This is a genomic window from Bacillus sp. PK3-067 (assembly GCF_056738645.1).
On sequence record NZ_CP096490.1, the window covers coordinates 3267844 to 3288692 of the forward strand.

25 protein-coding genes and 1 pseudogene are annotated in these 20849 nt (G+C 33.9%); 3 read left to right on the top strand and 23 right to left on the bottom strand.

The annotated features are described in order from the left end of the window. Positions 1-150: 150 nt before the first annotated feature. The 20 genes and pseudogenes from M1D73_RS16760 to phaZ all read right to left on the bottom strand — a co-directional run bounded on the left by M1D73_RS16760 (position 151) and on the right by phaZ (position 15563). Entirely contained in the window at positions 151-801 is a 651-nt protein-coding gene (locus M1D73_RS16760) for an SMI1/KNR4 family protein (protein ID WP_000611386.1), read from the bottom strand. After that, positions 798-1454, bottom strand: coding sequence for a hypothetical protein (locus M1D73_RS16765; protein ID WP_001112754.1), 657 nt, complete (start codon positions 1452-1454; stop codon positions 798-800). The genes M1D73_RS16760 and M1D73_RS16765 overlap by 4 nt, the downstream gene beginning before the upstream one ends. A gap of 488 nt (positions 1455-1942) precedes the next feature. Further along, positions 1943-2641: an SMI1/KNR4 family protein gene (locus M1D73_RS16770; RefSeq protein WP_000435842.1), complete on the bottom strand. Its 699-nt coding sequence runs from the start codon at positions 2639-2641 to the stop codon at positions 1943-1945. A gap of 13 nt (positions 2642-2654) precedes the next feature. Next, positions 2655-3161 (bottom strand): hypothetical protein, encoded by a 507-nt coding sequence (locus M1D73_RS16775; protein ID WP_395940477.1) that lies wholly within the window; start codon positions 3159-3161, stop codon positions 2655-2657. A gap of 27 nt (positions 3162-3188) precedes the next feature. Continuing rightward, positions 3189-3263 (bottom strand): annotated as a pseudogene (locus M1D73_RS16780) (hypothetical protein); the annotation flags it as partial. A gap of 463 nt (positions 3264-3726) precedes the next feature. Continuing rightward, on the bottom strand, positions 3727-4194 hold the full coding sequence (locus M1D73_RS16785; protein WP_000700048.1) for a DUF2004 domain-containing protein: 468 nt from the start codon (positions 4192-4194) through the stop codon (positions 3727-3729). A 14-nt stretch (positions 4195-4208) separates the two neighbouring features. After that, entirely contained in the window at positions 4209-4829 is a 621-nt protein-coding gene (locus M1D73_RS16790; protein ID WP_000258631.1) for an HNH endonuclease, read from the bottom strand. Positions 4830-5058: 229 nt separating this feature from the next. Further along, a complete protein-coding gene (locus M1D73_RS16795; protein WP_000268335.1) occupies positions 5059-5376 on the bottom strand; it encodes a DUF6572 domain-containing protein in 318 nt (105 codons plus the stop codon). 13 nt (positions 5377-5389) lie between these two features. Next, on the bottom strand, positions 5390-6013 hold the full coding sequence (locus M1D73_RS16800) for a hypothetical protein (protein WP_000769507.1): 624 nt from the start codon (positions 6011-6013) through the stop codon (positions 5390-5392). Positions 6014-6019: 6 nt separating this feature from the next. Then, positions 6020-7756: a hypothetical protein gene (locus M1D73_RS16805; protein WP_121868258.1), complete on the bottom strand. Its 1737-nt coding sequence runs from the start codon at positions 7754-7756 to the stop codon at positions 6020-6022. Between the two features lie 33 nt (positions 7757-7789). Then, complete coding sequence (locus M1D73_RS16810; protein ID WP_001198201.1) at positions 7790-8116, bottom strand: hypothetical protein; 327 nt, start codon at positions 8114-8116, stop codon at positions 7790-7792. Further along, the gene (locus M1D73_RS16815; protein ID WP_000514125.1) at positions 8116-8835 is read right to left on the bottom strand and encodes a DUF5081 family protein; all 720 of its coding nucleotides are present in this window, start codon (positions 8833-8835) and stop codon (positions 8116-8118) included. Before M1D73_RS16815 ends, M1D73_RS16810 begins: the two co-directional genes overlap by 1 nt. Positions 8836-8857: 22 nt before the next feature. Continuing rightward, positions 8858-9163 carry a WXG100 family type VII secretion target gene (locus M1D73_RS16820; RefSeq protein WP_121868257.1) on the bottom strand — a complete coding sequence of 102 codons (306 nt, stop codon included), beginning with the start codon at positions 9161-9163 and terminating at the stop codon, positions 8858-8860. A gap of 26 nt (positions 9164-9189) precedes the next feature. Beyond that, positions 9190-9612, bottom strand: coding sequence for a hypothetical protein (locus tag M1D73_RS16825; protein ID WP_000883465.1), 423 nt, complete (start codon positions 9610-9612; stop codon positions 9190-9192). Positions 9613-10257: 645 nt separating this feature from the next. After that, complete coding sequence (locus M1D73_RS16830) at positions 10258-10989, bottom strand: M15 family metallopeptidase (protein ID WP_000241986.1); 732 nt, start codon at positions 10987-10989, stop codon at positions 10258-10260. A gap of 48 nt (positions 10990-11037) precedes the next feature. Continuing rightward, a complete protein-coding gene (locus M1D73_RS16835; protein WP_000887591.1) occupies positions 11038-12273 on the bottom strand; it encodes a CapA family protein in 1236 nt (411 codons plus the stop codon). Positions 12274-12872: 599 nt separating this feature from the next. Beyond that, positions 12873-13073: an NETI motif-containing protein gene (locus M1D73_RS16840; RefSeq protein ID WP_000166303.1), complete on the bottom strand. Its 201-nt coding sequence runs from the start codon at positions 13071-13073 to the stop codon at positions 12873-12875. Further along, the gene (locus M1D73_RS16845; protein WP_098213255.1) at positions 13057-14253 is read right to left on the bottom strand and encodes an MFS transporter; all 1197 of its coding nucleotides are present in this window, start codon (positions 14251-14253) and stop codon (positions 13057-13059) included. The genes M1D73_RS16840 and M1D73_RS16845 overlap by 17 nt, the downstream gene beginning before the upstream one ends. A gap of 118 nt (positions 14254-14371) precedes the next feature. After that, the gene (locus M1D73_RS16850) at positions 14372-14599 is read right to left on the bottom strand and encodes a hypothetical protein (RefSeq protein WP_000549500.1); all 228 of its coding nucleotides are present in this window, start codon (positions 14597-14599) and stop codon (positions 14372-14374) included. 61 nt (positions 14600-14660) lie between these two features. Next, positions 14661-15563 (bottom strand): intracellular short-chain-length polyhydroxyalkanoate depolymerase, encoded by a 903-nt coding sequence (gene phaZ / locus M1D73_RS16855; RefSeq protein WP_000594877.1) that lies wholly within the window; start codon positions 15561-15563, stop codon positions 14661-14663. A 189-nt stretch (positions 15564-15752) separates the two neighbouring features. Here phaZ and M1D73_RS16860 point away from each other — a divergent pair, with 189 nt between their 5' ends. From M1D73_RS16860 to M1D73_RS16870, 3 genes are all read left to right on the top strand, one after another. After that, the gene (locus M1D73_RS16860) at positions 15753-16169 is read left to right on the top strand and encodes a MarR family winged helix-turn-helix transcriptional regulator (protein ID WP_000343680.1); all 417 of its coding nucleotides are present in this window, start codon (positions 15753-15755) and stop codon (positions 16167-16169) included. Positions 16170-16184: 15 nt separating this feature from the next. Continuing rightward, positions 16185-17384: an MFS transporter gene (locus M1D73_RS16865; protein WP_001190318.1), complete on the top strand. Its 1200-nt coding sequence runs from the start codon at positions 16185-16187 to the stop codon at positions 17382-17384. A 100-nt stretch (positions 17385-17484) separates the two neighbouring features. Then, positions 17485-18744, top strand: a complete 1260-nt coding sequence (locus tag M1D73_RS16870; protein ID WP_121868256.1) for a serine hydrolase domain-containing protein — start codon at positions 17485-17487, stop codon at positions 18742-18744. Positions 18745-18835: 91 nt separating this feature from the next. Here the strand turns inward: M1D73_RS16870 and M1D73_RS16875 are convergent, their stop codons facing one another. The 3 genes from M1D73_RS16875 to M1D73_RS16885 are packed head-to-tail and all read right to left on the bottom strand — an operon-like array spanning position 18836 to position 20762. Further along, a complete protein-coding gene (locus M1D73_RS16875) occupies positions 18836-19624 on the bottom strand; it encodes an ABC transporter permease subunit (RefSeq protein WP_121868255.1) in 789 nt (262 codons plus the stop codon). After that, the gene (locus M1D73_RS16880) at positions 19621-20526 is read right to left on the bottom strand and encodes an ABC transporter ATP-binding protein (RefSeq protein WP_208755724.1); all 906 of its coding nucleotides are present in this window, start codon (positions 20524-20526) and stop codon (positions 19621-19623) included. The genes M1D73_RS16875 and M1D73_RS16880 overlap by 4 nt, the downstream gene beginning before the upstream one ends. Continuing rightward, positions 20523-20762 carry a PLDc N-terminal domain-containing protein gene (locus tag M1D73_RS16885; RefSeq protein WP_121868253.1) on the bottom strand — a complete coding sequence of 80 codons (240 nt, stop codon included), beginning with the start codon at positions 20760-20762 and terminating at the stop codon, positions 20523-20525. The genes M1D73_RS16880 and M1D73_RS16885 overlap by 4 nt, the downstream gene beginning before the upstream one ends. Positions 20763-20849 lie beyond the last annotated feature (87 nt).

Genomic DNA, 20849 nt, shown 5'->3' on the forward strand with positions numbered 1-20849 from the left:
TTCAAATAATATTTTCAAAGAGTTTAATTTATTGATTATATAAGACACACACGGAACCAATAGCAATTTTTCAACAATATTATTTTGAATTAATAATTGTATTAAACGGTTCTTAATTCAAATACCCTCTATTTTAAGCCCTAAAATCAGTTAATCAGTACTAGATATTTTCAATATATCCCCTAATTCGCCTAACAGTTCTATGTTTTTTAAAGCCAACTCAACAGGTATGTCTTTCATTAACACGAATGGTAATTGTTTTGATCCTTTTAATAAGTCAAACAATCCCTTTTTGATGATAAATACCTCTTGTATTTTCTTTAAATCCATAGCCCCTCCTACTGGTGGACTTACCAATATAAGATTACACAGTTTTTCCTTAAACACTTCCTGTTCTTCGTCCACACAGTCAATATCTATCGCTCCGTCATTTATCCACTGTATTAAATTCTCACTTACTGTGGTTGCATAATTCGGATCCATAATCCCCGAATCAACTTGTACTAACTCTGTTGCGTTTTCATTTGCAGTCATTAACAGTATTTTGCCTCCACCATTACTTCCTACAGCAACATAACCCTTTGCATATTCATGGACTTCATATGTTTTATTCATTTCATCTATTATATCCACTCCAAATATAACGACTCCATTATCGGACACAAAACCATTTGTATGCTTTAGTAATTGTTTATAAGCATTAGGGAGTATTAATCCCATTTCCTCTTCAATTTTTTTAATTTCATTTTCATCAACTGGAGAATATAATTCATAAGTCGACAATTTTTGAACATTTATCATTTAAATCCTCCTAATCCATCAAAATATCTATATGCTTCTCGCATTACTTTTTTTGCTACTTTTAAATCTACACCCACTTCAATCATTTCTTTATAGCTAATATTAAATTCGTATATTATATCCGTACTAAAACCTTCATTCCTTCTTCTAGCTCTTTGAAGAGCGGATATTATAGCATGTGGTTCACCAGAGGTAGATTTGAGTAATATTGATGGTGCTTGTCGACTGCTATAATTATTACCGCTTGTTTTAGCCCATATCTTAGCCCATTCATCTTGTATTGCATGATGCGCTTGTACCAATCCATCATTTTTGGTATTCCGAAAACCTAGAGCACGATTCTTATTTGGACTCATTTTTTTATACAAGTCAACATCTTCAACAATATAACCTCCATTTTTAAGTTGACTCCTAGTGGACCTTTGCGGAAATGCAATACCAGCCCTTTCATTAATATTAGCATGGAGCTGTTCAGAAGTTAATTCGCCATATTTCCCTCTCAAATATTCTAATCTGGATTCTCCCGTACCCTTAACCCCACCACTCTCCAAATTCGAGATCCTACTCTGAATACTCGCCTTCGAGGCATCATGGGCTTCTTGGAATTTCCCGCTATAGTTCGTTCCAGATCTAACGACACTTCCATCTGGCATTATTTCTACACCTTTAACGAATGGGGTTACGGTTTCCGTGTCCACAACTTTTACTAATTATATAATACTGGTAATTTATGTTAACTTTAATTTACAAAAATATTTTTTAAAATTTTATAGTATGCCTATCTATAAAAAAAGCACTTGTTGCCTTTCGTAGACAATCAAGTGCTTTAAGTTCATATGTTTTTAAGTAGCATAAATTTGTAAGATTTATAAGATCTGTAAGTTTTGTATTAACATTACGACACCTTTTACATGCCATGACAACTACTAAGTTAAAATTGACGAGTTTGTACGGGTTCTTAGTTTAATATACTTTCCATGTGATTATATTCATCACCCAGTAAAATGCCATCTCACCTAAGCTCGTACTTCGTTTTTTCGACGTACAATGAATTAGAGAATCTATTCAAAGTTGTATAAACTCTACCTACTAAATTAGGATTTTTTTGTTTATATAAAAACTTTGCAACAGAACCTTTAAACTAAACTTCAAATCCAATTACTATCCATTCATCTACAATGTCCCAAAAATTTATATTATATCTAGGCTCTTTATTCGTCCACCATAAAGTCGCATTATCATTATTAGAATTCTTATAATCTACTGCAACATAACCACCCATACCACTTTTAAAGAAACCAAAAGTAGTTTGTAAATCAATTTGTAAAGGTTCTTCTAACTCCTCAATAATACCCCATTCATCATCATCAAAAAAAGTTACATTTTCTAAAGGAACTAAACCCATAGATTGACTCGCATAAAAATAGAAACCATTATGAACAGTTCGATAAAAATTTCGTATTGTTGAAGGAATCTTATCCCAAGATTTTTCTAATTCTTCATTATTAAACTCATCTTTGGGATTTCCCCCTTCATAATATAGAATTTCCCCATTATCTGTTTTGATAGTGTATAAAATTGAATATCTACCATTTGTGTTCATAAGCTCTACTTCTTCAAGGTGCTTAGACAAATAAGAAATAGTGTTTCTTAATTCCACTCCTACTTGCTCTTTCCATATCGATAAAATACTCTCAACTCTCTTGTCTACATTTTCTTCTTGAAACAATTCATACCATGAATTTGGTATTTTCCCACTATCAAGTTTATTAATCCCATGGCATGATATAAGTTGTGCATTTCTTTTATATTTTCTTAAAAAACCAAGTTTTTGTTCCATAATTCTATCTCCTTTATTTATCTATATCCTTTTTATTTCCTTCAACAAAATCATCAATTTGTTTTTGTAATTTCATTTCTAATTTTTTTTCCTTCTTTATCATTTCTTCTCTAAACTTAGGATCAACTTCAATTTTTTCTTTCTTATAAATTGTCCAATCAGAATAAGATTTAGACCCCTTAGATTTATTGGCTGCTTCACTTAATCCTAGAAAATTCTCTTCATTATTTAAAACCTTAAGTTGTTGTTCTTTCGTTAATTTATAAAATTTTTCCATATTTGCTATATTTTTCATTGATACGATATGATCAGCTTGAAGCCTGTCTGTAATATACTTACCAGGTAAAGCAGGGTCAGGCGTTCCTATTTTATCCTCAATGCCCTCATTAACTTTTTCCCGTAGCTTTGCAGTAGGCGTTCCATCTCTTAATTCATCATATAATTCCTTTGAGATTCTTCTTTCCCCGTATCGAGGCGGTGTTCCAATATCACCCGTACCCTTAACCCCACCACTCTCCAAATTCGAGATCCTACTCTGAATACTCGCCTTTGAGGCATCATGGGCTTCTTGGAATTTCCCGCTATAGTTCGTTCCAGTTCTAGCGACACTTCCATCGAGCATTATTTCTACACCTTTAAAGATTGGGGATACGGAGTCCACACCTTTTGCTAGTTTAATTTCAATTATATAATACTTGTAATTTTTGTTAGCCTGAATTCACAAAAAATAATTTCTAAAAATTTACAGCATGTTTATCTATTAAAAAAGCACTCGTTGCCTTTCGTAGACAATCAAGTGCTTTAAGTTCATATGTTTTTAAGTAGCATAAATTTGTAAGATTTATAAGATCTGTAAGTTTGGTATTAACAGTACGACACCTTTTATATGTCATGACAACTACTACGTTAAAACTTACGAGTTTCTATCAGTTCGTTAGTTTAATATGCATTCCATGTGTTTATCATCATCGCCCAGTAAAATGTCATCTCGCCTAAGCTCGTACCTCTTTTTCTATTCTATCATTGCACATAACACTCTATGATGGTACAACCATCATGAAGTATGTACTTTTTAACAGCCTATTTTAAATTGCAACGTCTTGATAACCTACTTCAGTTACTTTTTCATTTAGCAAACGAATCCCTAGCCCATTTTCTGTATCCCATGTACAATTAAATGTAATTCCAATATCCCGACCGTCAAAAATACCTGCATAGGGAACAACAATCCCATCTAAACTTATCATTTCTAATATTTCATTAGTTGTTTCAACTAATGGATAGTTTTCATTTACTTCAATATCATAACCTAGTTCCTGACGCTCTTGTTTGTAATAGTCTAATATTGATTGCAAAAAGCTTTGTTGTAATTGTTCCCAATTTTGCATGAGTGAAGTATATGCTACATATTGTTCTTCATCAAACTTACCATCCTCATCACCTTTTACTATTAGTGCTATCTCGACTTCATTTCCCAAAAATTTAATGCTAGTATCCTTAGACCACACAAAATCATATTCAAGCTCACCAAAAACCGCATCATTTATTTTCATCTTACTTCTCCTTTTTATTTTTTAGCAAATCCTCCTGGCTCAAACGCCCCTGCGTTTATCTCACCTACTCCACCAAGATGCCCAAATCTTTTATTTATCTCTGTCGGTACAAGTTGCATTATTTTCACATCATTTACTTCATGCCATGTTAATTGATTTTTTGTTCGATATTTGTCTATGTCTTTCGCGGTAATCCCACCAGGTTCCATTCCAAATTGGCGAGCTAGTTCAACTGAGTCATTTAGCTTATCTGCTAACTTTTGGTCTGCTTGAGCAAAATTGTATGTCCTAGCCTTTGTACCATAATTTCCTTTTCCTCCAAGCATATAGTCAATTTCAATTTGAGCCTTTGATACTGGTGAAAAATCAGGAACTCCGTTTTTATATTGAATACCTTTAATGCCAGCTTCATCTAATATACGTTTCAATTTAGGGTCTGGTGGTGGTTTAAGCGTACTTAAAGATTCTCCTCTGATTCCTTCAAATTCAACCTTCGAATTAATTGGTGAAGGTGTCTGATTATACCTTGCTTCATAAGAACTAGCAAAATCAGTTTGTCTAAAAGCAGGTGGAACTTCAGCCTCTCTATTACCCGTACCCTTAGTTAAAACAAAAAGCGGTAACTGGGTTACCAATTACCGCTTACTCTTCCTTACTTACAAGTATTCTCCCAATTAAAGTTAAATACTTCTTCAACATCATTTTTCATTAACTTTTGTAATTATACATCAAGCCCATCTGTTACTTTCCCTTCGCTTACTCAAAGCTAGGTAAAATAGTTTATTAAATGTACAATTCTACAAAACTTTTCCTTGTTTCAAAGATCTAACAAAATAAATTAGAACGTAAACAAGTCATAAAAAATTATTCTCCTGGTAAATGAATATTGATGAATATGTCAGTATCATTTAATTGACTGGAAACTACGTTCAGAAATTTCATTCCATTTTCCGAAATACTATGTTGAAATTTTATATCAATTATTTTTTTCTCAAAGTTGTCTCCATAATCTTTAAAATACTGCTTATCTTCAATATACACTAAGTAATTATTAATTTTTTCTTGTAGTACGTCTAGATGCATGTCTTCATATTCCCAATCTAGATAGTCTATTATTAACAACTTTAGATTTTTACCTTCTACTCCAATTGCATCTATCTGATCCACATCTATAACTGCCATATTTTCTCCTATCCTATATATGTCTATTGCAATAATCTACAATGTACTCATATATATTTTTTTCTTCATTAATAAATCTTCCATATTCGTGTTTTTCTATTAGATTTTTTGCAATACTTTTAGCTTCTTTATACTTTCCTGTATTTATTAATAATAACATATCAACAAGGTTACAATCATAAAGTTGATTTTTATCCGAAGATTTCGAGAAAGAAAGGAAATCATCAAAACCTTCAAAAGACTCTACAGTCTGCTCCAAATATTCACAGCATTTACCTATTAATTCATTAGCAACATCTCCTAAACTTTCTACATCACCATATTTTACATCATTGTAAAAAGCCTCAAATCCGTCAACTTTGTATGCACCGTTTGCTCGTAATCCAATAGGTTCATTACTATTAGATTCCATATTAAAAACTTCCCAAAAAATATCATCTGTTATATATGGCTTCACATACCCTCTAATTCTAACAATATCATTTTCCAAACCAGTCGCACCAATATGCATATATATAAAATATTGTCCTATTTTCTTATAATAAATTCCACCTCTTGATTTTAGTTTATATTTTTTCAATTCTTTTTTTATCGAGGCACTAATCCTCTTATCTAAATCTTTTCTTTTAAGTTTCATATTATATCACTCCCTTATGTTGGGTCTAACGATTTTAACAGCAGTCCCAGGCGGAATCTCGACTCCATTAATAAATATTCCCTTCCCTTCTCCTACAATAACTCCTCCACTTTCAAGTAATTCCACAAATCCATCTCTTTGATTTGAAGTTAGTGGAGCTGTAGCAGAAGATTTATATTCTTCTATTAACAATGCTCCTGTTTTTTTATCATATCCAATTGCATCTACTCTAATTTTTGTTCCGTCCTTAGTTACAATTGTTATCTGTTCTTGAACATCAGTAGCCACTTTCTTAAATTCATTTATTGCTTCTATTTCAAAATCTCTTCCTTGATTCCGTAGTTTCGCCCACTTATCAGAAGCTTCTTTCCAATCTAATCGGTCACGAATATTTTTACCAGATTTAGTATTTCTATTTACATAATCTTGATACTTAGATTCTAATACATCATCAAAAAATTTCCCACTTGAATCAAGTCCAGCGACCTTATTACCAGTATTATCTACTCTTTTACTAGCAAGAGAAGCTTCTACACCCTTAATCTTATCATCTATAATCTTATTACTTTCTGTATGATGCTTATTCACCCAGCTTTGGAAATCTGTACCACCTTGTTTAGATATTAGTAAGCCATTTCCGTCAACTTCAAAACTTGCCGATTTGGCTGTCCTATCATCTATGCTTTTGGCTATTTTTTCGCCAAGTTGATACATCTTTTCATTTCCGGATTTCTCCATTTTAAGGCTTACTAGTTTCAAACGGTCAAGCATAATAGCTTTATTATCACGCAATGATTGTACCACATTTTTACCCAAATTTGGATTAAAACCAGGCATTCCTTCTTTGAATTTTAATAATTTCGCTAAATCAGCTAATTCACTCGTGCCTTTGAATGCTTTTACTCCTTTTCCTACTGCTCCAACAACTGGGATTGCATCTAATCCGCCAAAAATGATGTTTCCTACCCGCTCTTCTTGGCTCAATTTCCTATGTGTTCCCCAGTCTTCTCCGTCGATACCACTTTTTATTTGTACAGCGCCGTATACTACTGCGGCAGCGGCCCCGAGTGGTGGACAAAGGATTGTTGTGATGATGATTCCTACGCCTATTCCTATGTCTCGCACCATTTCTAGTTTTTTCTGTTCATCTTCTATCGATTTGTATTCAAATCCTCGTGTGGATGGGACTACTTTCTTGTATTCTTCATAATTTAATTTTGCATCTGGATTTTGTTTTTTTAGTTCTTTGTATTCCCCTCTCAGTACGTTATCAAATGCAGGTGAATCTCTAAAAATATCTTCTACTGTTATTTTATCTTTCTTCTTCTGTATTGTTTGTGGTACACTTCCGTAGCCTGCATGCGCACCTGGTAATACTGTCGTTGTTGTAGAGCCAATTCGGTTATTTGTTTCAAAACTGAGAATAGATGTATCTCTCATTTTTTGAGCGAATTTATCCATTTCTACTAAAAAAGGTTTATCTATATGTTCAGACACCAATCGCCCTGCTTCTCCGCAATATTTTTGTAATGTCGTATAACTATCAAGTAATTCCCCGATTTTTTGCGATTGATCTTTAGGATTAAAATGTATACTACCATCCGAGTCTAAATCTCGTATTCTTCCATCAATTCTTTTTAATGATTCATTTGCTTCCCGTAATTTCATGAGTGCATCTTTTGTAATTCGATTCATACCACCCCCCATGTTTTGCCATGGTTCAGGTCTATATTTCACATCCATCTCGTTTTCATCCCCCCAGCCGTATGGTGATTTCTACAACTTACTTAATATTTCACGTAATTGTTCGTCCTTTTCAAGCATTTCTACACATACATTCCCTACAACTGTCGCTGACCTAGAATAGTGTTCAGCCAATTCTAGTGTTTTGTGTAATATATCAGGATATTTTTCAATTACTCTCATCGCTTCACCTTTTTGATAAAAATCACAGCTTAATAAACTCTCAATATTCGTTCCAATGACGTCTACATGGATTTTATATATATTTTCTAACTTCATTACTATATCTAGTAGTTCTTGAAAATTAACTAATACTTCTTCTCCACCACCAGAACCACTATCTCCCATTGATACTTGCATTATTGAATACCTCCTAACGAGAATTGTCTCGGGTCAATTAACTTTTTATATGGCATTTTTAACACGTCATACAATTTCTTATTAACCGCATAGAGGCTCACCCAGTCATATCGATTACGATCTACATCTATTTGAACGAAATCTTCTCCTTCAGTGAAATATAAGAAACATTCCCATTTTCCTCCTCTATTACTTCGAGGCCTCGTATACGTTTCTATCGCTATAACGTTTTTATTTGATAAATCTTTTTCCTCAAATGTTTGTTGTTCTTCTTCTGTCATTCTCTTTGAGAAAAATGTATCTTCTATTTCCCTCGGTTCTCTCAATAAGAAAGGGATGCGTGTTAATAAGGAAAAATATACGTCTGGCTTTGGTATGTAGTCGATCTCGTATTTTTTATTTGGTTCTATTTCCGTTAATACAGCCACTCGGTCTTTATCCTCTTTCAAAAAGCCAATTAATACATTATTCATTCTCGTGTATTCATGACAACTTTCATATTCCTTTAATAGTTCAATTATTTGAAAAGCTGCAGGGGTAATTCCATTTTCACTTGTAAGTAGGCCTTTTTCTTTTAAACTCGTAGTTGCTTTCGTGACACATTCTGCATCAAGTAAAATAATTGCGTCACGGTTTGGCAATCCAAATATATCGGTAACCCCAGCTGCACCTGCGAGAACATATAATTCAGCAGGTGCAAAACTCATTTCTTTCCCCATTCTTTTATCCCTCGTTTCTCCATCACAGTTGTTTTATCGCCATTACTTCCGATTTATCTCCGTACGTTTGAATGCTTTTATCTAACTCTTTCAAAGCTTTCGTATGTCCTTCAAATGCCTCTACCATTTCTGAATTATATTGAATGATCAAATCAAGATAACTTAAAAATGCATCTCTCGTTTTTCCATTCCATTTCGCACCTGTGACATATGCTTTTAAGTCTTTCGCTTGGTTTAAAGAATCCTTCATACCATTTTCAATGTTTTGTGCGTAAGAAATGGCACTTGCAGTGTTACTTCCTATAATTTCAACCTCTTTACCACTCATGTTGGTTCCCTCCATTCTTTGTATGCTTAATGGATAAGTTTTTCAAATTCCTTTTTCTTTTCTTCAAAAGCCTTGGTCGCTGCAGCGTATGCTGACGCTTTCTCTGATTCTGCTTTCGCTTTATATTCCAAATACTTTGCATAAGCTGTACTTTTTGCAGATCCAACATCGCTTAATGCACTTTTAAAATAGGATAATACTGTATTTAAGTCTTCATCCTTTTCATGACGTTTTTGTTCAAATTCAACTGCCGGAATTTTATTAGCTTCTAAGCCATTACTTTTACTCTCATACTCTCTCTTCGCTGATTCAGCCTCTTGAATGAATTGCTTTAACTCTCTTTCTTTATCTTTTAAATAATCATGTAAATCATCATACCGATCTCGTTTCCTCGCACTTTCTGTAAAACCAGACGCATTTAAAAAAGCATTGTATAATTCATCTAACATCTTTCTCCCCCTTTAGCGCAATAACTATGTAGTTAAATTCGTATATTTAAACATGAATATTCATTACATTAAGAATTAACAAATAATTATTTTTACATATTGCTATTTTATCAAAGGGATTTTAACATTTCCATATTTTATGAATGGCTTTCGCATTTTTCTTCAATAAAGTGAAACTTTAATCAATATGACTATGTATTTATGTGCAGAAATAATAAAAAACACTGCCAGGCGCAGTGTTTTTTATTATTACCTTTTATCCAATTCATTCGTATTAAATCCTTGCTTGAGAGTAAGACCAGTTCTTTCTTATTTCATCAACAACTATTTCTGGATAATCCCAATGAAGCGTACGAGTAGGCTCCCGGACTCGTTTTACTATTCCTTGGGCTGTTTTGTTTCTATATTCATTCCAATATTTTGGCTCAGTCGCGCTTAAAAGAACAATAGAAAAAGGATCTGATATGAATATCAGATCCTTAACTTTAATTTCTTAATACATACATCTTTTTACACGATAACTGGTTCATACGTGCTCAAATTATCATACTCAGTTTTTACAATACTAGGCGGAAGGTTAACACATCCTCAGATTCACCTTTTCCTGTAGCAGTGCATAATGTTTAATAAAATTACAGCATATTTTTACTTACCAGACTTAATTTTTTCGTTATATTCTTCTAAAGTTAACCCTTTTTCTTTTAGATAAACAGCAACTTCTTTTCCTACATAACGATAGTGCCATGGCTCATACTTAATGCCAGTAATATTCTCTTTATCTTTTGGATAGCGGAGAGTAAACCCATATTCTGCAGCATTCTTATCTAACCATTTGAATGCATCGGTAGTTTCAAATTTTGCATTTAAATCTTCTACAGTATTCTGCCATTCAACTGAAATAATGTCTAACGCTAATCCAGTATGATGTTCACTTGCACCAGGATACTGAAGATATTCCAATGCCTTAGCACTAGCCTCTTTATCCGACAAGCCTTGAGATTTATAGCTTTTAACTGAAGCATCATAATAAGTTTGTTGTAATTTTATAGCTCGATAACCTGATCTTAAATAAAGATTGATTCCCTCTTTTTTTGCAGCTGCTACCATATCCTGATAAGAAGTTGCAATTCTACTATCTATTTTCATATTTGGCTTCGCATTTTGGGTGATACTTGTTAATTCAATTCCTAGTTCCTTTGATAACATATGCTCTCTATTTACAAGGATAATTCTCCAATCATTAACATCAGAGATAGGTAAAACATCTTTTTTCTTCGCATGTATTTCATTTTTATTTTTATCGTTATTATTAGTAGTTGCCTGAGATGTTTGCTTTCCACTACAAGCAGCAAGACTCCATCCCATTGCTAATACCAATGCTAAAATTATAAATTTTTTAATTGTATCTCATTCCCTTTTTGTTTATTAGTCTTTATACCAATTTCCCAACACGTCTCTAGGAATCTCCTTGAAATCCTTCAAAGAAACGGGGCCGACAAATTTTTTAATTCCATGTTTTTTAGAATTTTCATCCGAATAATCTTTTAAAAATTGAATTTTAAATTGTTTCTTACCATCAGCATAGTCGGTTACTGTCGGTACGATTGCCGCTTGTCGTATACCAAAAGTTTTATCTTCATACTTAACAAATTGTACATAAGATAATCCTCCAACCAATGTTTCTAATTTTTCTTGCGCAGAAATAAGATTTCCAAGAGAATAATAGATTAGCGTTTCATGTCCATCTTTATTTTGTTTCCACTCAATTGGTTGAATTACATGTGGATGATTTCCAATTACTACATCTACACCTAAATCTGTTAAATATTGAGCAACTTCTTTTTGTTGCTTTGAAGGTGTTGAGGTATATTCTACTCCCCAATGCACCATAACAATCACCATATCAGAGCTACTCTTCGCCTTTTCCACATCATTTTGTATCGCTTTTTTATCAATTAAATTTAAAGCCCAAGACTTATCAGCTGGAATTTTAATTCCATTCGTACCATATGTATAATTGAGTAACGCAAAACGAATACCATTTTTTGTAATCGTTTTTATTTCATTACGCTCGTTTTGACTCTCATTAATACCTACCGGGATAACATCCGGATATTTCTTCCAGTATTCTCTTGTATTCGCAACACCTTTAATACCCATATCCATAGCGTGATTTGTCGCTTGCGTCACTATATTGAATCCAGTGTCCACTAAAGATTGGCCTACTTCTTCAGGTGTATTGAAAGTCGGATATCCTTGTACTTTTAAATTATTTCCGGCAATCGGAGTCTCCTGGTTCACTATAGCAAGATCGCTTGATTTAACAGCTTTTTTGATATTTTCATAAATATAATTATAATCATATGAACCATCTTTTTGTTTGCCATCTTTAATTACTGCGTCATGATATAAATTATCACCCGTTGCTATTAAATTCACAACCGATTGTACTTTTTTATCTTCCGTAAAATTAGGAGACTGTTGGATAGGACTTTTCTCTACCCAATTCGGTGCTTTTAATGATGTATCTATATTGGATTCAGCCGGTGGTAATGAAGCTTTAGATGTCTTAACATCTGTATTACCACAAGCGGTTAAAAGCACTAAAAAAATAAGACATACTAAAAAAAACTTTTTACTTTTCTGTAAAGTATCTAACATGTGATCCTCTTTTCTGTTTTATTCCTTATAACCTGTTCTAACAAATCATTCTTTAAAAAAACGTATTTTGGTTTTACCCTTAATTATGGAAGGACACTCTGTTACACCTGCTTCGGAATATATTAATAATTGTTTTCCGCTTTCTAGCAATCTATCGATTCCATCAGAAGTAATAGATTACTAGAAAAACATAATCCATCAGGATGTCGACTAGTTTGATATACCTGTTCCAATTGCAGTAACTCGTTTAATATTTAAACAAGATAGGAGAATCGTTCATATAGCCTCTTCTCTCGCTTTATGTTTAAGGTGCCTCCCAAAAAGGGGATCGTTGCTGTACCCCTTTACATAGTGCGAAATTTTTGCAACTAATTTCTTTCATTCAAGCGACAAACATTATACCGATAACAATAAGTAAGACCCAAGAACTTATTTTACCAATATACGAAAAAAGTAGCAATCTTTTGCCCCATATAAAGAAGCCAATTAGGAGAAATGAACGAGAGATTCATTCTATTCAATTCCTTCATTGATTAATAAAAAAACAAGCCACCCAACTATTGGATGGCTCTATACTATAAAGAGAATTTGTTATTGGATTACTTCAATTTCCCTTCAAAAACAATCTTCCTACCGCACGGCTCAACTACTGTTTTGCCGTCTTTCTTTACTTCATGAAAGATTGGCTCTTCCATACGACGAGACGGAGCGTAGCCTTCTTGTTCCATACGTGCTAAGCAGTCTGTAATTGTTTCATTTTCAAGTACTTCAAATTTCTTTTTATTAGGTTGTTTTGTCATGCCCTAACCTACTTTCTATTTTTCTTGATGCGAATTGATTTTTCATGTAGACCATATATAACATTGCGAGAATTCCCATTATAATCATAACCGCAATAAAAAAGCTTGTATACTGTATTTTTTCTATAAATACGCCGCCTAATACAGGTCCCATAATACTTCCTAAACTAAAAGCGATTCCGGATAATATATTACCTGCCGGTAGTAAGTGTCTCGGTAATAAGTCAGTCATAAATCCAAGCCCTAAAGAGAAGCACGATCCAATAACCATACCCGCTAAAAGCATGCAGGCAAAGACAATCCAGTAATATTGATCAAATACGGCGGCAAGTAGAAAAATGCCCGTACTTATGCTAAACGTCCAAGTTAATATACGGTCCCTTCCGTATTTATCACTTAATATACCGAGCGGAATTTGTGTAATAATACCCCCAACTGCAAATGCTGGTAACAAGAAGGATACATCTGAAACAGACCACCCTTTACGAAGTGCGTATACTGGTAAGTTACTGTTTAACATTGCTTCAAGTACGCCATATGCAAGTGGTCCCAGCAGTGCAATCCATCCTAATCCAATAACTTGTTTATAACGAGAAAATGATGATTCACTCTTCGCTTCTCTTTCATCTTGCGCTGGGAATGCATTTTTTGTTGGAAGTAGTAAAAGCCAACCTATTAGACAAAGTATAGTAGATATAATAAATGGTGTTGCAAGACCGTACTGCACAGTGCTTGCTAAATACGGACCAACGGCAAAACCAATTCCGAAGAATACACCGTATATCGATACTTGTCTCCCTATTTTACTTGGGTCTGATGTTGTCGTGATCCATGTTTGTGTTCCGACATGAAGCATATGATCTCCAACTCCAACTAGAAATCTAAGGATAAACCATACCCAAAATGAAAATGTTTGTGTAAAAAAGAATAATGAAATAATAACGAGAAACCCACCTATAACAATAATCGGCTTCATTCCAAACCTTTGCATCGGTTTTTCAAGAAACGGCGAAATAACTAATATTCCAATGTACAATGCCGTCGCATGAATACCATTAATACTTGAACTAACCCCTTCTTGTTCAAAAATCATTGCAATGGCCGGTAAGAGCATTCCTTGTGACAAACCCGAGATTGCTACAATCCCAACCATAATCCAAAAAGTAAAACGCATTGACATCCTCTGTCCCTCTCCTTCTCACGCTTCCACTTTTCATTATAAACTGTTTCTTCAAATGCGTGTACGAATATTCGCAATAAAAAACAAGCTAAAAGAATGAACCTTTTAGCTTGTTATCTTATCCTTCCCAAACTTGCGCTTTCACATTGTAATGAAAGTGTTTAAAATATGGATTTTCATAAAATGAAGGTCCATATAAGTAATGTTGCATATGAGCTGTTAGTGGCTGCTGCATTTGTAAAGGAACTACAGCTGGTGAAACTTGCATATACATCGGATCTATCATTATTTTTGTATAGATATGATGATTATATGGCGAATAAGCGATTAAGGATGGTTTATGCATTGTTAATCTCCCCTTATACATACAAATGTTATAGTATATGCAACACTTCTCATTTCGGGGATTATTTCTGTTCTAACCAATCCTCTACATGTTTTATAAATACATCTAAACAATCAATAAACGGCGAGTGTCCGCAATCTTCTAATACCTTCAACTCTGCATTTGGCAAATGTTTCGCTAATTCCTCACCGACTACTTGCGGTACGACATAATCTCTATCACCTTGTATGACGAGTGTTGGCGCTTTAATACGATGAATTTGTTTACTTCCCTCTACAACCCCATTATGTTCATCTGAAATATTAAATGTAATGAGCGCATAATTCACATCTACGAAATTACGTTGCGTTAACATATCATCTAAATACTTTTCATAACGATCCGGTTCAGGTTGATTATGTGTATATATTAATAGATTCCATACTGTACGGTAATATAGTTTGTTCATATTTTTTATCGCATCTAATACGGGAGCGATTTGTACTGGATCTTGCGCAATTTCTTCTTTCGTCTTTACTAAACTTGATACAATCGGCTGCCCATTCGTATCTTTTTTAAAGATTGGGTATCCTTTCATTCCTACTGATTCTACTAAAATTAACTTTTCTACAAAAGTTGGGTGATTCGCTGTAAATTGCATCGCAACGCCACCACCCATTGACCAGCCCATTAATGAAAATTTCTCTAGCTTTAACTCGTCAATAAATAATTTTACATCGTCTGCAAAGTCTTGTAATGAATCTATCGACTGATTATACGTTGATTGTCCAAACCCTCTTAAATCAAGAGCGTAAATATGGTATTGATCTTGCAACTTTTCAATAACTAAATCCCAATGTTGTGACGATGTCATGTTCCCGTGAATGAGTACAAGAATATCTGTATTTCGCCTTCCAACTTCCTGATATGCAATCGTTTCTCCGTTCGATAGTGAAACAAACTCCATTGTTGCAGGCTTAATCATCACAAGTTCCCCCATTCTATTTAATAGAAAGAAAATTCTTTACTTAATTAAAGAATAGCACGTAGAATATACGTTCGCAACATAAAACCTATAAGAATTTTTTACATAAATCAACATGTCTATTACTAGACAATTATTATAAAAAAGTATATAGTTAGCTAGGTAACTAATTTGAAAGGATCAACATACATGGACGAAAAACAACATTTTTTTCACATCGTCAGCCAGACTTCTCGAAAGTTTACGAAGAAATTTAATGAACGTGTATCTCCAACAGGGTTATTTAGTGCGCAATGGGCTGTTATTTTCCGCATTAATCAAACTGGTTCTTGTACGCAAACAGAATTGTGCCAGTATTTAAATGTTGAATCACCAACGATGACTCGTACGTTAACACGTATGGAAACGATGGGATGGATTATTCGTACAGAAGGTAAAGATCGCCGCGAGAAGCTCATTTCTTTATCCGAAACAGCGATAAAGATGATTCCAGTATGGCAAGAAGAAGTTGATACTTTCGAAGAAAAAACGCTAGAAGGTATTAATGAAGATGATTTACATCAAGCATTTCAAGTGTTACAACAAATTATTAAAAATTTAGATTAAATTGGAGGGATGACGATGCAAAGTGAGAAACTTTGGACGAAGGATTTCCTCGGAACTTGTTTTAGTAGTCTATTTCTCTTCTTAACATTTTACATGCTTATGACTACTCTGCCTGTCTATGTCATAGACGGCCTAAAAGGAAAACCTGAGGAAATTGGTTTAGTTGCAACTGTGTTTCTTATTTCTTCTGTTTTATGTAGACCATTCACAGGAAAATGGCTCGATGATTTAGGAAGAAAGAAAATATTATTTATTTCACTTTCATTATTTTTAGCCGCTACTGTTATGTATTTCGGTGCGCAAAGTTTATTCTTATTACTTGCCCTTCGCTTCTTGCACGGTATTGGGTTCGGGATGGCAACGACAGCTACTGGTACGATTGTAACTGATGTTGCGCCAGCTCATCGACGAGGCGAAGCGCTTGCATATTTCGGCGTATTTATGAGTCTGCCGATGGTAATTGGTCCTTTTTTAGGTTTAACAATTATTTCTCATTTTTCGTTTACTGTATTATTTATCGTTTGTTCCGTATTTTCATTACTTGCATTTTTATTAGGACTACTTGTAGATATTCCGCACGAAGCACCTGTTAGCAAACAAAAACGTGAAAAAATGAAATGGAAAGACTTAATCGAACCATCTTCTATTCCGATTGCACTTACAGGATTTGTTTTAGCCTTTTCTTATAGTGGTATTTTATCCTTTATTCCTATTTATGCGAAAGAACTCGGTTTAAGTGAAATTGCAAGTTACTTCTTTATTTTATACGCACTTGTTGTTGTCATTTCTCGTCCATTTACAGGAAAGATTTTTGATCGCTTCGGTGAAAATGTACTCGTTTACCCTGCTATCATTATTTTCACAATCGGAATGTTCATATTAAGCCAAGCACAAACTTCATTTTGGTTCCTTGGCGCAGGTATGCTAATCGGTTTAGGTTACGGGACATTAATTCCAAGTTTCCAAACGATTGCGATTTCTGCCGCTCCAAACCATAGACGTGGTTCTGCGACAGCTACGTATTTCTCATTCTTTGATAGTGGTATTGGTTTTGGTTCTTTCATTTTAGGTATTGTCGCAGCGAAATCCAGTTATCATAATATGTATTTTATCGCAGCTATTATCGTTGCGTTCACTTTACTTTTATATTATGGATTACACGGACGAAAACAAAAATTCAAGAAACAACCTACAGACGGAAAAATTTCCGCTTAACGTTAATAAGGAAAGTAAACTTCCCCGTTTACTTTCCTTATTTTGTATTTCTTTCAAGACGAGCGTATACTTATAGTAGAAATAAAAAGGAGGGCCATATATGAAACTAAAAAAATCTCCCCTACTCTTACTTATACTAACATTCATATTTGTAATTACAGGGCTTGGGTTTACTTACTTCAAACAAAATAAAACGACCCCATCAAAACATAATGTGACAAAAGAAAACTGGTTAAATGACCCTTACTTACGTTGGTCGTACACACACATGAAAGAATTCACTTTAGTTAATGACGTAAAAAACAATCCTGACCAAATTGCTCACTTCCCTTCCGCATTGCAAAACTTAGACGATTTTGCTGTGGAGCGTAGATTCGGAAATACAACTCCTCTAAAAAAACTTTTAGATGATAACAAAACAGATGCTTTTGTCGTTGTACATAATGGACAACTTGTTTACGAACGATATTTCAATGGGTATAAACAGAATGAACCTCATGGTATGGCATCATTAGCAAAAGTCTTTACCGGGGCAATTATACAATCTCTCGCTGAAGAGAATCGTATCGATTTAGAGAAAACAGCTGACACTTACATAAAAGAATTAAAAAACACACCGTTCGGTAATGCCACACTTCAGCAATTAATGGACATGCAAGTTTCAGCTGAATATCCTACTCATGGATATGAGCAACCTGGGCTAGAAAATCAAGATGCACAATTATATTTAGCTAGCAATATTTTACCCCGCGGCAAAAATTACGACGGTCCGATGAAAATTTATGATATGTTACGGGAAGCCGAAGAAACTGCACCGCCTGGTTCTTCCTTTTCTTACAATAACGGATCAACAGAAACGCTCGCTTGGATTATTAGAACTATTACTGGTAAATCACTAGCTGAAAATGTAAGCGAACGAATTTGGTCTCAAATTGGTATGGAAGAAAACGCGTATTACGTTACAGATGAAACAAAAGTAGAACAAGCTAGTGCTGGATTAAATGCAACTGCTAGAGATATGGCGAGATTCGGGCAATTACTATTAAACAACGGGGAATATAACAGAAAACAAATTCTCCCTTCTTCTATTACTAAAGATATAAAAAATGTCCAAGAAGGTGAACTTGCAATTGGCCCTGGAGCTTCCATTTCTTATCATAATCAATGGTGGATTCCGCACAATGAACAAGGTGCTTTCGAAGTGTTAGGTAGTTACGGACAAACACTTTACATCGATCCGAAAACAAATATGGTAATCGTTCATTTCTCTTCTAACGCAACGCCAAGTAATGAAATACATTCGACTTACTCAAATATGTATATTGATATTGCACATCATTTAGAAAAGCTTCCACAGTAGTGGAAGCTTTTTCTTATTTCGGTGTTTTATTTGAATCCATTATATTATTCCAGGTTTAAAAGCATTCGTAAATCTACTATACTCATCATGGTTATTCATCATTAAACTTTTTATTAGCAATCCAATAAAACGTTACGAAGAGTGTCAATAAAATCCATACTATAGTTAGTAATCCATTGATTATTGCGTTTGAATTTACTCCCCCCGTGACTAACATTTCCATTGCATACTTACTCATACTGGCTGGATTAAGCTGATCCATTATTGGATTCAAACCGACGATTACTCTACAAGCTAAAAGGAAAACAATTGAAATTAATGCAATCATACCTTGACTTTGAAAAATAGCACTTATCATTGTTGTGAAAGATACGATAAAAAGAACCCAAATTAAATAAAATAGTAATCCAGTAATTAGGTGTGCGAATGGAACAACAGTAAAAAGATAATTTACATATATATAAGAAGTAACGAATCCAATTGTTACACTAAACGCTACCATTAAATAGTTCGACACTATTTTCCCACCTACATATGAAGGAACAGTAACAGGCCTTGTTAAAATAAAGGCCAACATACCATTAGCTTTATCTGTTTGAATAGCACCCATCATAGAAATCACTAGAATCATAAGTCCAAGCTGATCAAACTGGGATCCCAAAGTACTCGCTAATACTTCGCCCCCTTTTTGCGTTGCCATACTCGAATCAATGGTAATTCCCTGTCCTCCACCTAACGCTTCTAAAATTGATGGCAAATAATGAGTTACTATCGGTTGTGTTGCGCCTAAAAATATAAAAACAATTGGTAGCCAAATAATCTTGAAATCACGTAACATTTGAACACATTCTTTTTCTATCAATACAATTGAGTTATTCATTTTTGCACCACCAATTTCAAGAAGATTTCTTCTAAAGTATCGTTGCTCATTTCAAATTTAACGATGTTCACTTTATGTTCGAGTGCATTTTGCAATAACATATTTTTATTTATTTCAATGCTTTCAACCTTCACTTTGATTTTAAGCCCAACCACTTCAACGTCCTTCACATACGGTAATTTTTTTACAATTTCAATCCACTTTTGATCTTTAGCTGTTATTTCAATCATTAATTTATTTTCACTATTACGATGTAAAAGTTCCGTAATCGTTGTATCTTCTATTTTTGTTCCATCTTTTATAATGACAAATCGTTCACAGATTTCTTCCACATCGCCTAATATATGGGTTGATAATAAAATGGTTGTATCTTTTTTTATTTCTTCAATTAAATTCAATACTTCCCGTCGGCCGATTGGATCTAATGCGGATACCGGTTCATCCATGACAATAAGTGACGGTTTATGCAATAATGCTTGTGCAATACCAAGTCGTTGTTTCATTCCACCAGAAAATGTACTAACCTTTGCGTTTTCTTCGTCCTTTAGTCCAACTTTCTCCAAAATCTTTGGAATCGACTTTGACAATTCTTCTTTTTTCAATCCCGAAAGTTGGCCCATAAAGGTAAGCGTTTCTCTCGCTGTCATCCAATGGAAAAAATTAGGATATTGCGGTAAATAACCAATTTCACTTTTCATTTTTGATATTTTTATCCCATTCAATAAAACTTCACCAGCAGTTGGATGAATAATATCCGAAATTACTTTTATTAATGTGGATTTCCCTGCTCCGTTCGGTCCAATTAATCCGACGCATTCCCCCGCTTGCAGTTCCATCGAGAAATTATTAACCGCAATTTTTCTTTTAAATACTTTTGTTACATTTTTAATCTCTAATTTCATAATTTCTCACTATCCTTTCTCCCTATAACGAAGTAGAAAATAGGTCCCAATACATTAATGAAAAGAATAATGAACGTCCATACAAGTACATTTTTTCTTGTTTTTCTATGTCGGTATAAATCAATGAATGCAATGAAAACTAAAAGTACTCCCACTGTAATAACTGGCAATATAATGGGTAGAAAAGTCATAATATCAATGTCTTTAAGATCATTCAATCCATAATGTAGTTGCATTATTGTCATTCCTCCCTAAATTCATTCTCATTATTGATAATGATAAAACATAAACGAATGAATTGCAAACTTTATTCTCATTATTTA

Bases quoted from the DNA above. Each gene is read 5' to 3' on its own strand.
- M1D73_RS16810 (WP_001198201.1), bottom strand. From the start codon at position 8,116: ATGCAAGTATCAATGGGAGATAGTGGTTCTGGTGGTGGAGAAGAAGTA.
- M1D73_RS16805 (WP_121868258.1), bottom strand. From the start codon at position 7,756: ATGGATGTGAAATATAGACCTGAACCATGGCAAAACATGGGGGGTGGT.
- M1D73_RS16820 (WP_121868257.1), bottom strand. From the start codon at position 9,163: ATGAGTGGTAAAGAGGTTGAAATTATAGGAAGTAACACTGCAAGTGCC.
- M1D73_RS16765 (WP_001112754.1), bottom strand. From the start codon at position 1,454: ATGCCAGATGGAAGTGTCGTTAGATCTGGAACGAACTATAGCGGGAAA.
- M1D73_RS16885 (WP_121868253.1), bottom strand. From the start codon at position 20,762: ATGCAACTACATTATGGATTGAATGATCTTAAAGACATTGATATTATG.
- M1D73_RS16785 (WP_000700048.1), bottom strand. From the start codon at position 4,194: ATGAAAATAAATGATGCGGTTTTTGGTGAGCTTGAATATGATTTTGTG.
- M1D73_RS16845 (WP_098213255.1), bottom strand. From the start codon at position 14,253: ATGTCAATGCGTTTTACTTTTTGGATTATGGTTGGGATTGTAGCAATC.
- M1D73_RS16880 (WP_208755724.1), bottom strand. From the start codon at position 20,526: ATGAAATTAGAGATTAAAAATGTAACAAAAGTATTTAAAAGAAAAATT.
- M1D73_RS16770 (WP_000435842.1), bottom strand. From the start codon at position 2,641: ATGGAACAAAAACTTGGTTTTTTAAGAAAATATAAAAGAAATGCACAA.
- M1D73_RS16760 (WP_000611386.1), bottom strand. From the start codon at position 801: ATGATAAATGTTCAAAAATTGTCGACTTATGAATTATATTCTCCAGTT.
- M1D73_RS16825 (WP_000883465.1), bottom strand. From the start codon at position 9,612: ATGTTAGATGAATTATACAATGCTTTTTTAAATGCGTCTGGTTTTACA.
- M1D73_RS16875 (WP_121868255.1), bottom strand. From the start codon at position 19,624: ATGAATAACTCAATTGTATTGATAGAAAAAGAATGTGTTCAAATGTTA.
- M1D73_RS16870 (WP_121868256.1), top strand. From the start codon at position 17,485: ATGAAACTAAAAAAATCTCCCCTACTCTTACTTATACTAACATTCATA.
- M1D73_RS16840 (WP_000166303.1), bottom strand. From the start codon at position 13,073: ATGACAAAACAACCTAATAAAAAGAAATTTGAAGTACTTGAAAATGAA.
- M1D73_RS16850 (WP_000549500.1), bottom strand. From the start codon at position 14,599: ATGCATAAACCATCCTTAATCGCTTATTCGCCATATAATCATCATATC.
- phaZ (WP_000594877.1), bottom strand. From the start codon at position 15,563: ATGATTAAGCCTGCAACAATGGAGTTTGTTTCACTATCGAACGGAGAA.
- M1D73_RS16865 (WP_001190318.1), top strand. From the start codon at position 16,185: ATGCAAAGTGAGAAACTTTGGACGAAGGATTTCCTCGGAACTTGTTTT.
- M1D73_RS16860 (WP_000343680.1), top strand. From the start codon at position 15,753: ATGGACGAAAAACAACATTTTTTTCACATCGTCAGCCAGACTTCTCGA.
- M1D73_RS16835 (WP_000887591.1), bottom strand. From the start codon at position 12,273: ATGTTAGATACTTTACAGAAAAGTAAAAAGTTTTTTTTAGTATGTCTT.
- M1D73_RS16795 (WP_000268335.1), bottom strand. From the start codon at position 5,376: ATGGCAGTTATAGATGTGGATCAGATAGATGCAATTGGAGTAGAAGGT.
- M1D73_RS16815 (WP_000514125.1), bottom strand. From the start codon at position 8,835: ATGGGGAAAGAAATGAGTTTTGCACCTGCTGAATTATATGTTCTCGCA.
- M1D73_RS16800 (WP_000769507.1), bottom strand. From the start codon at position 6,013: ATGAAACTTAAAAGAAAAGATTTAGATAAGAGGATTAGTGCCTCGATA.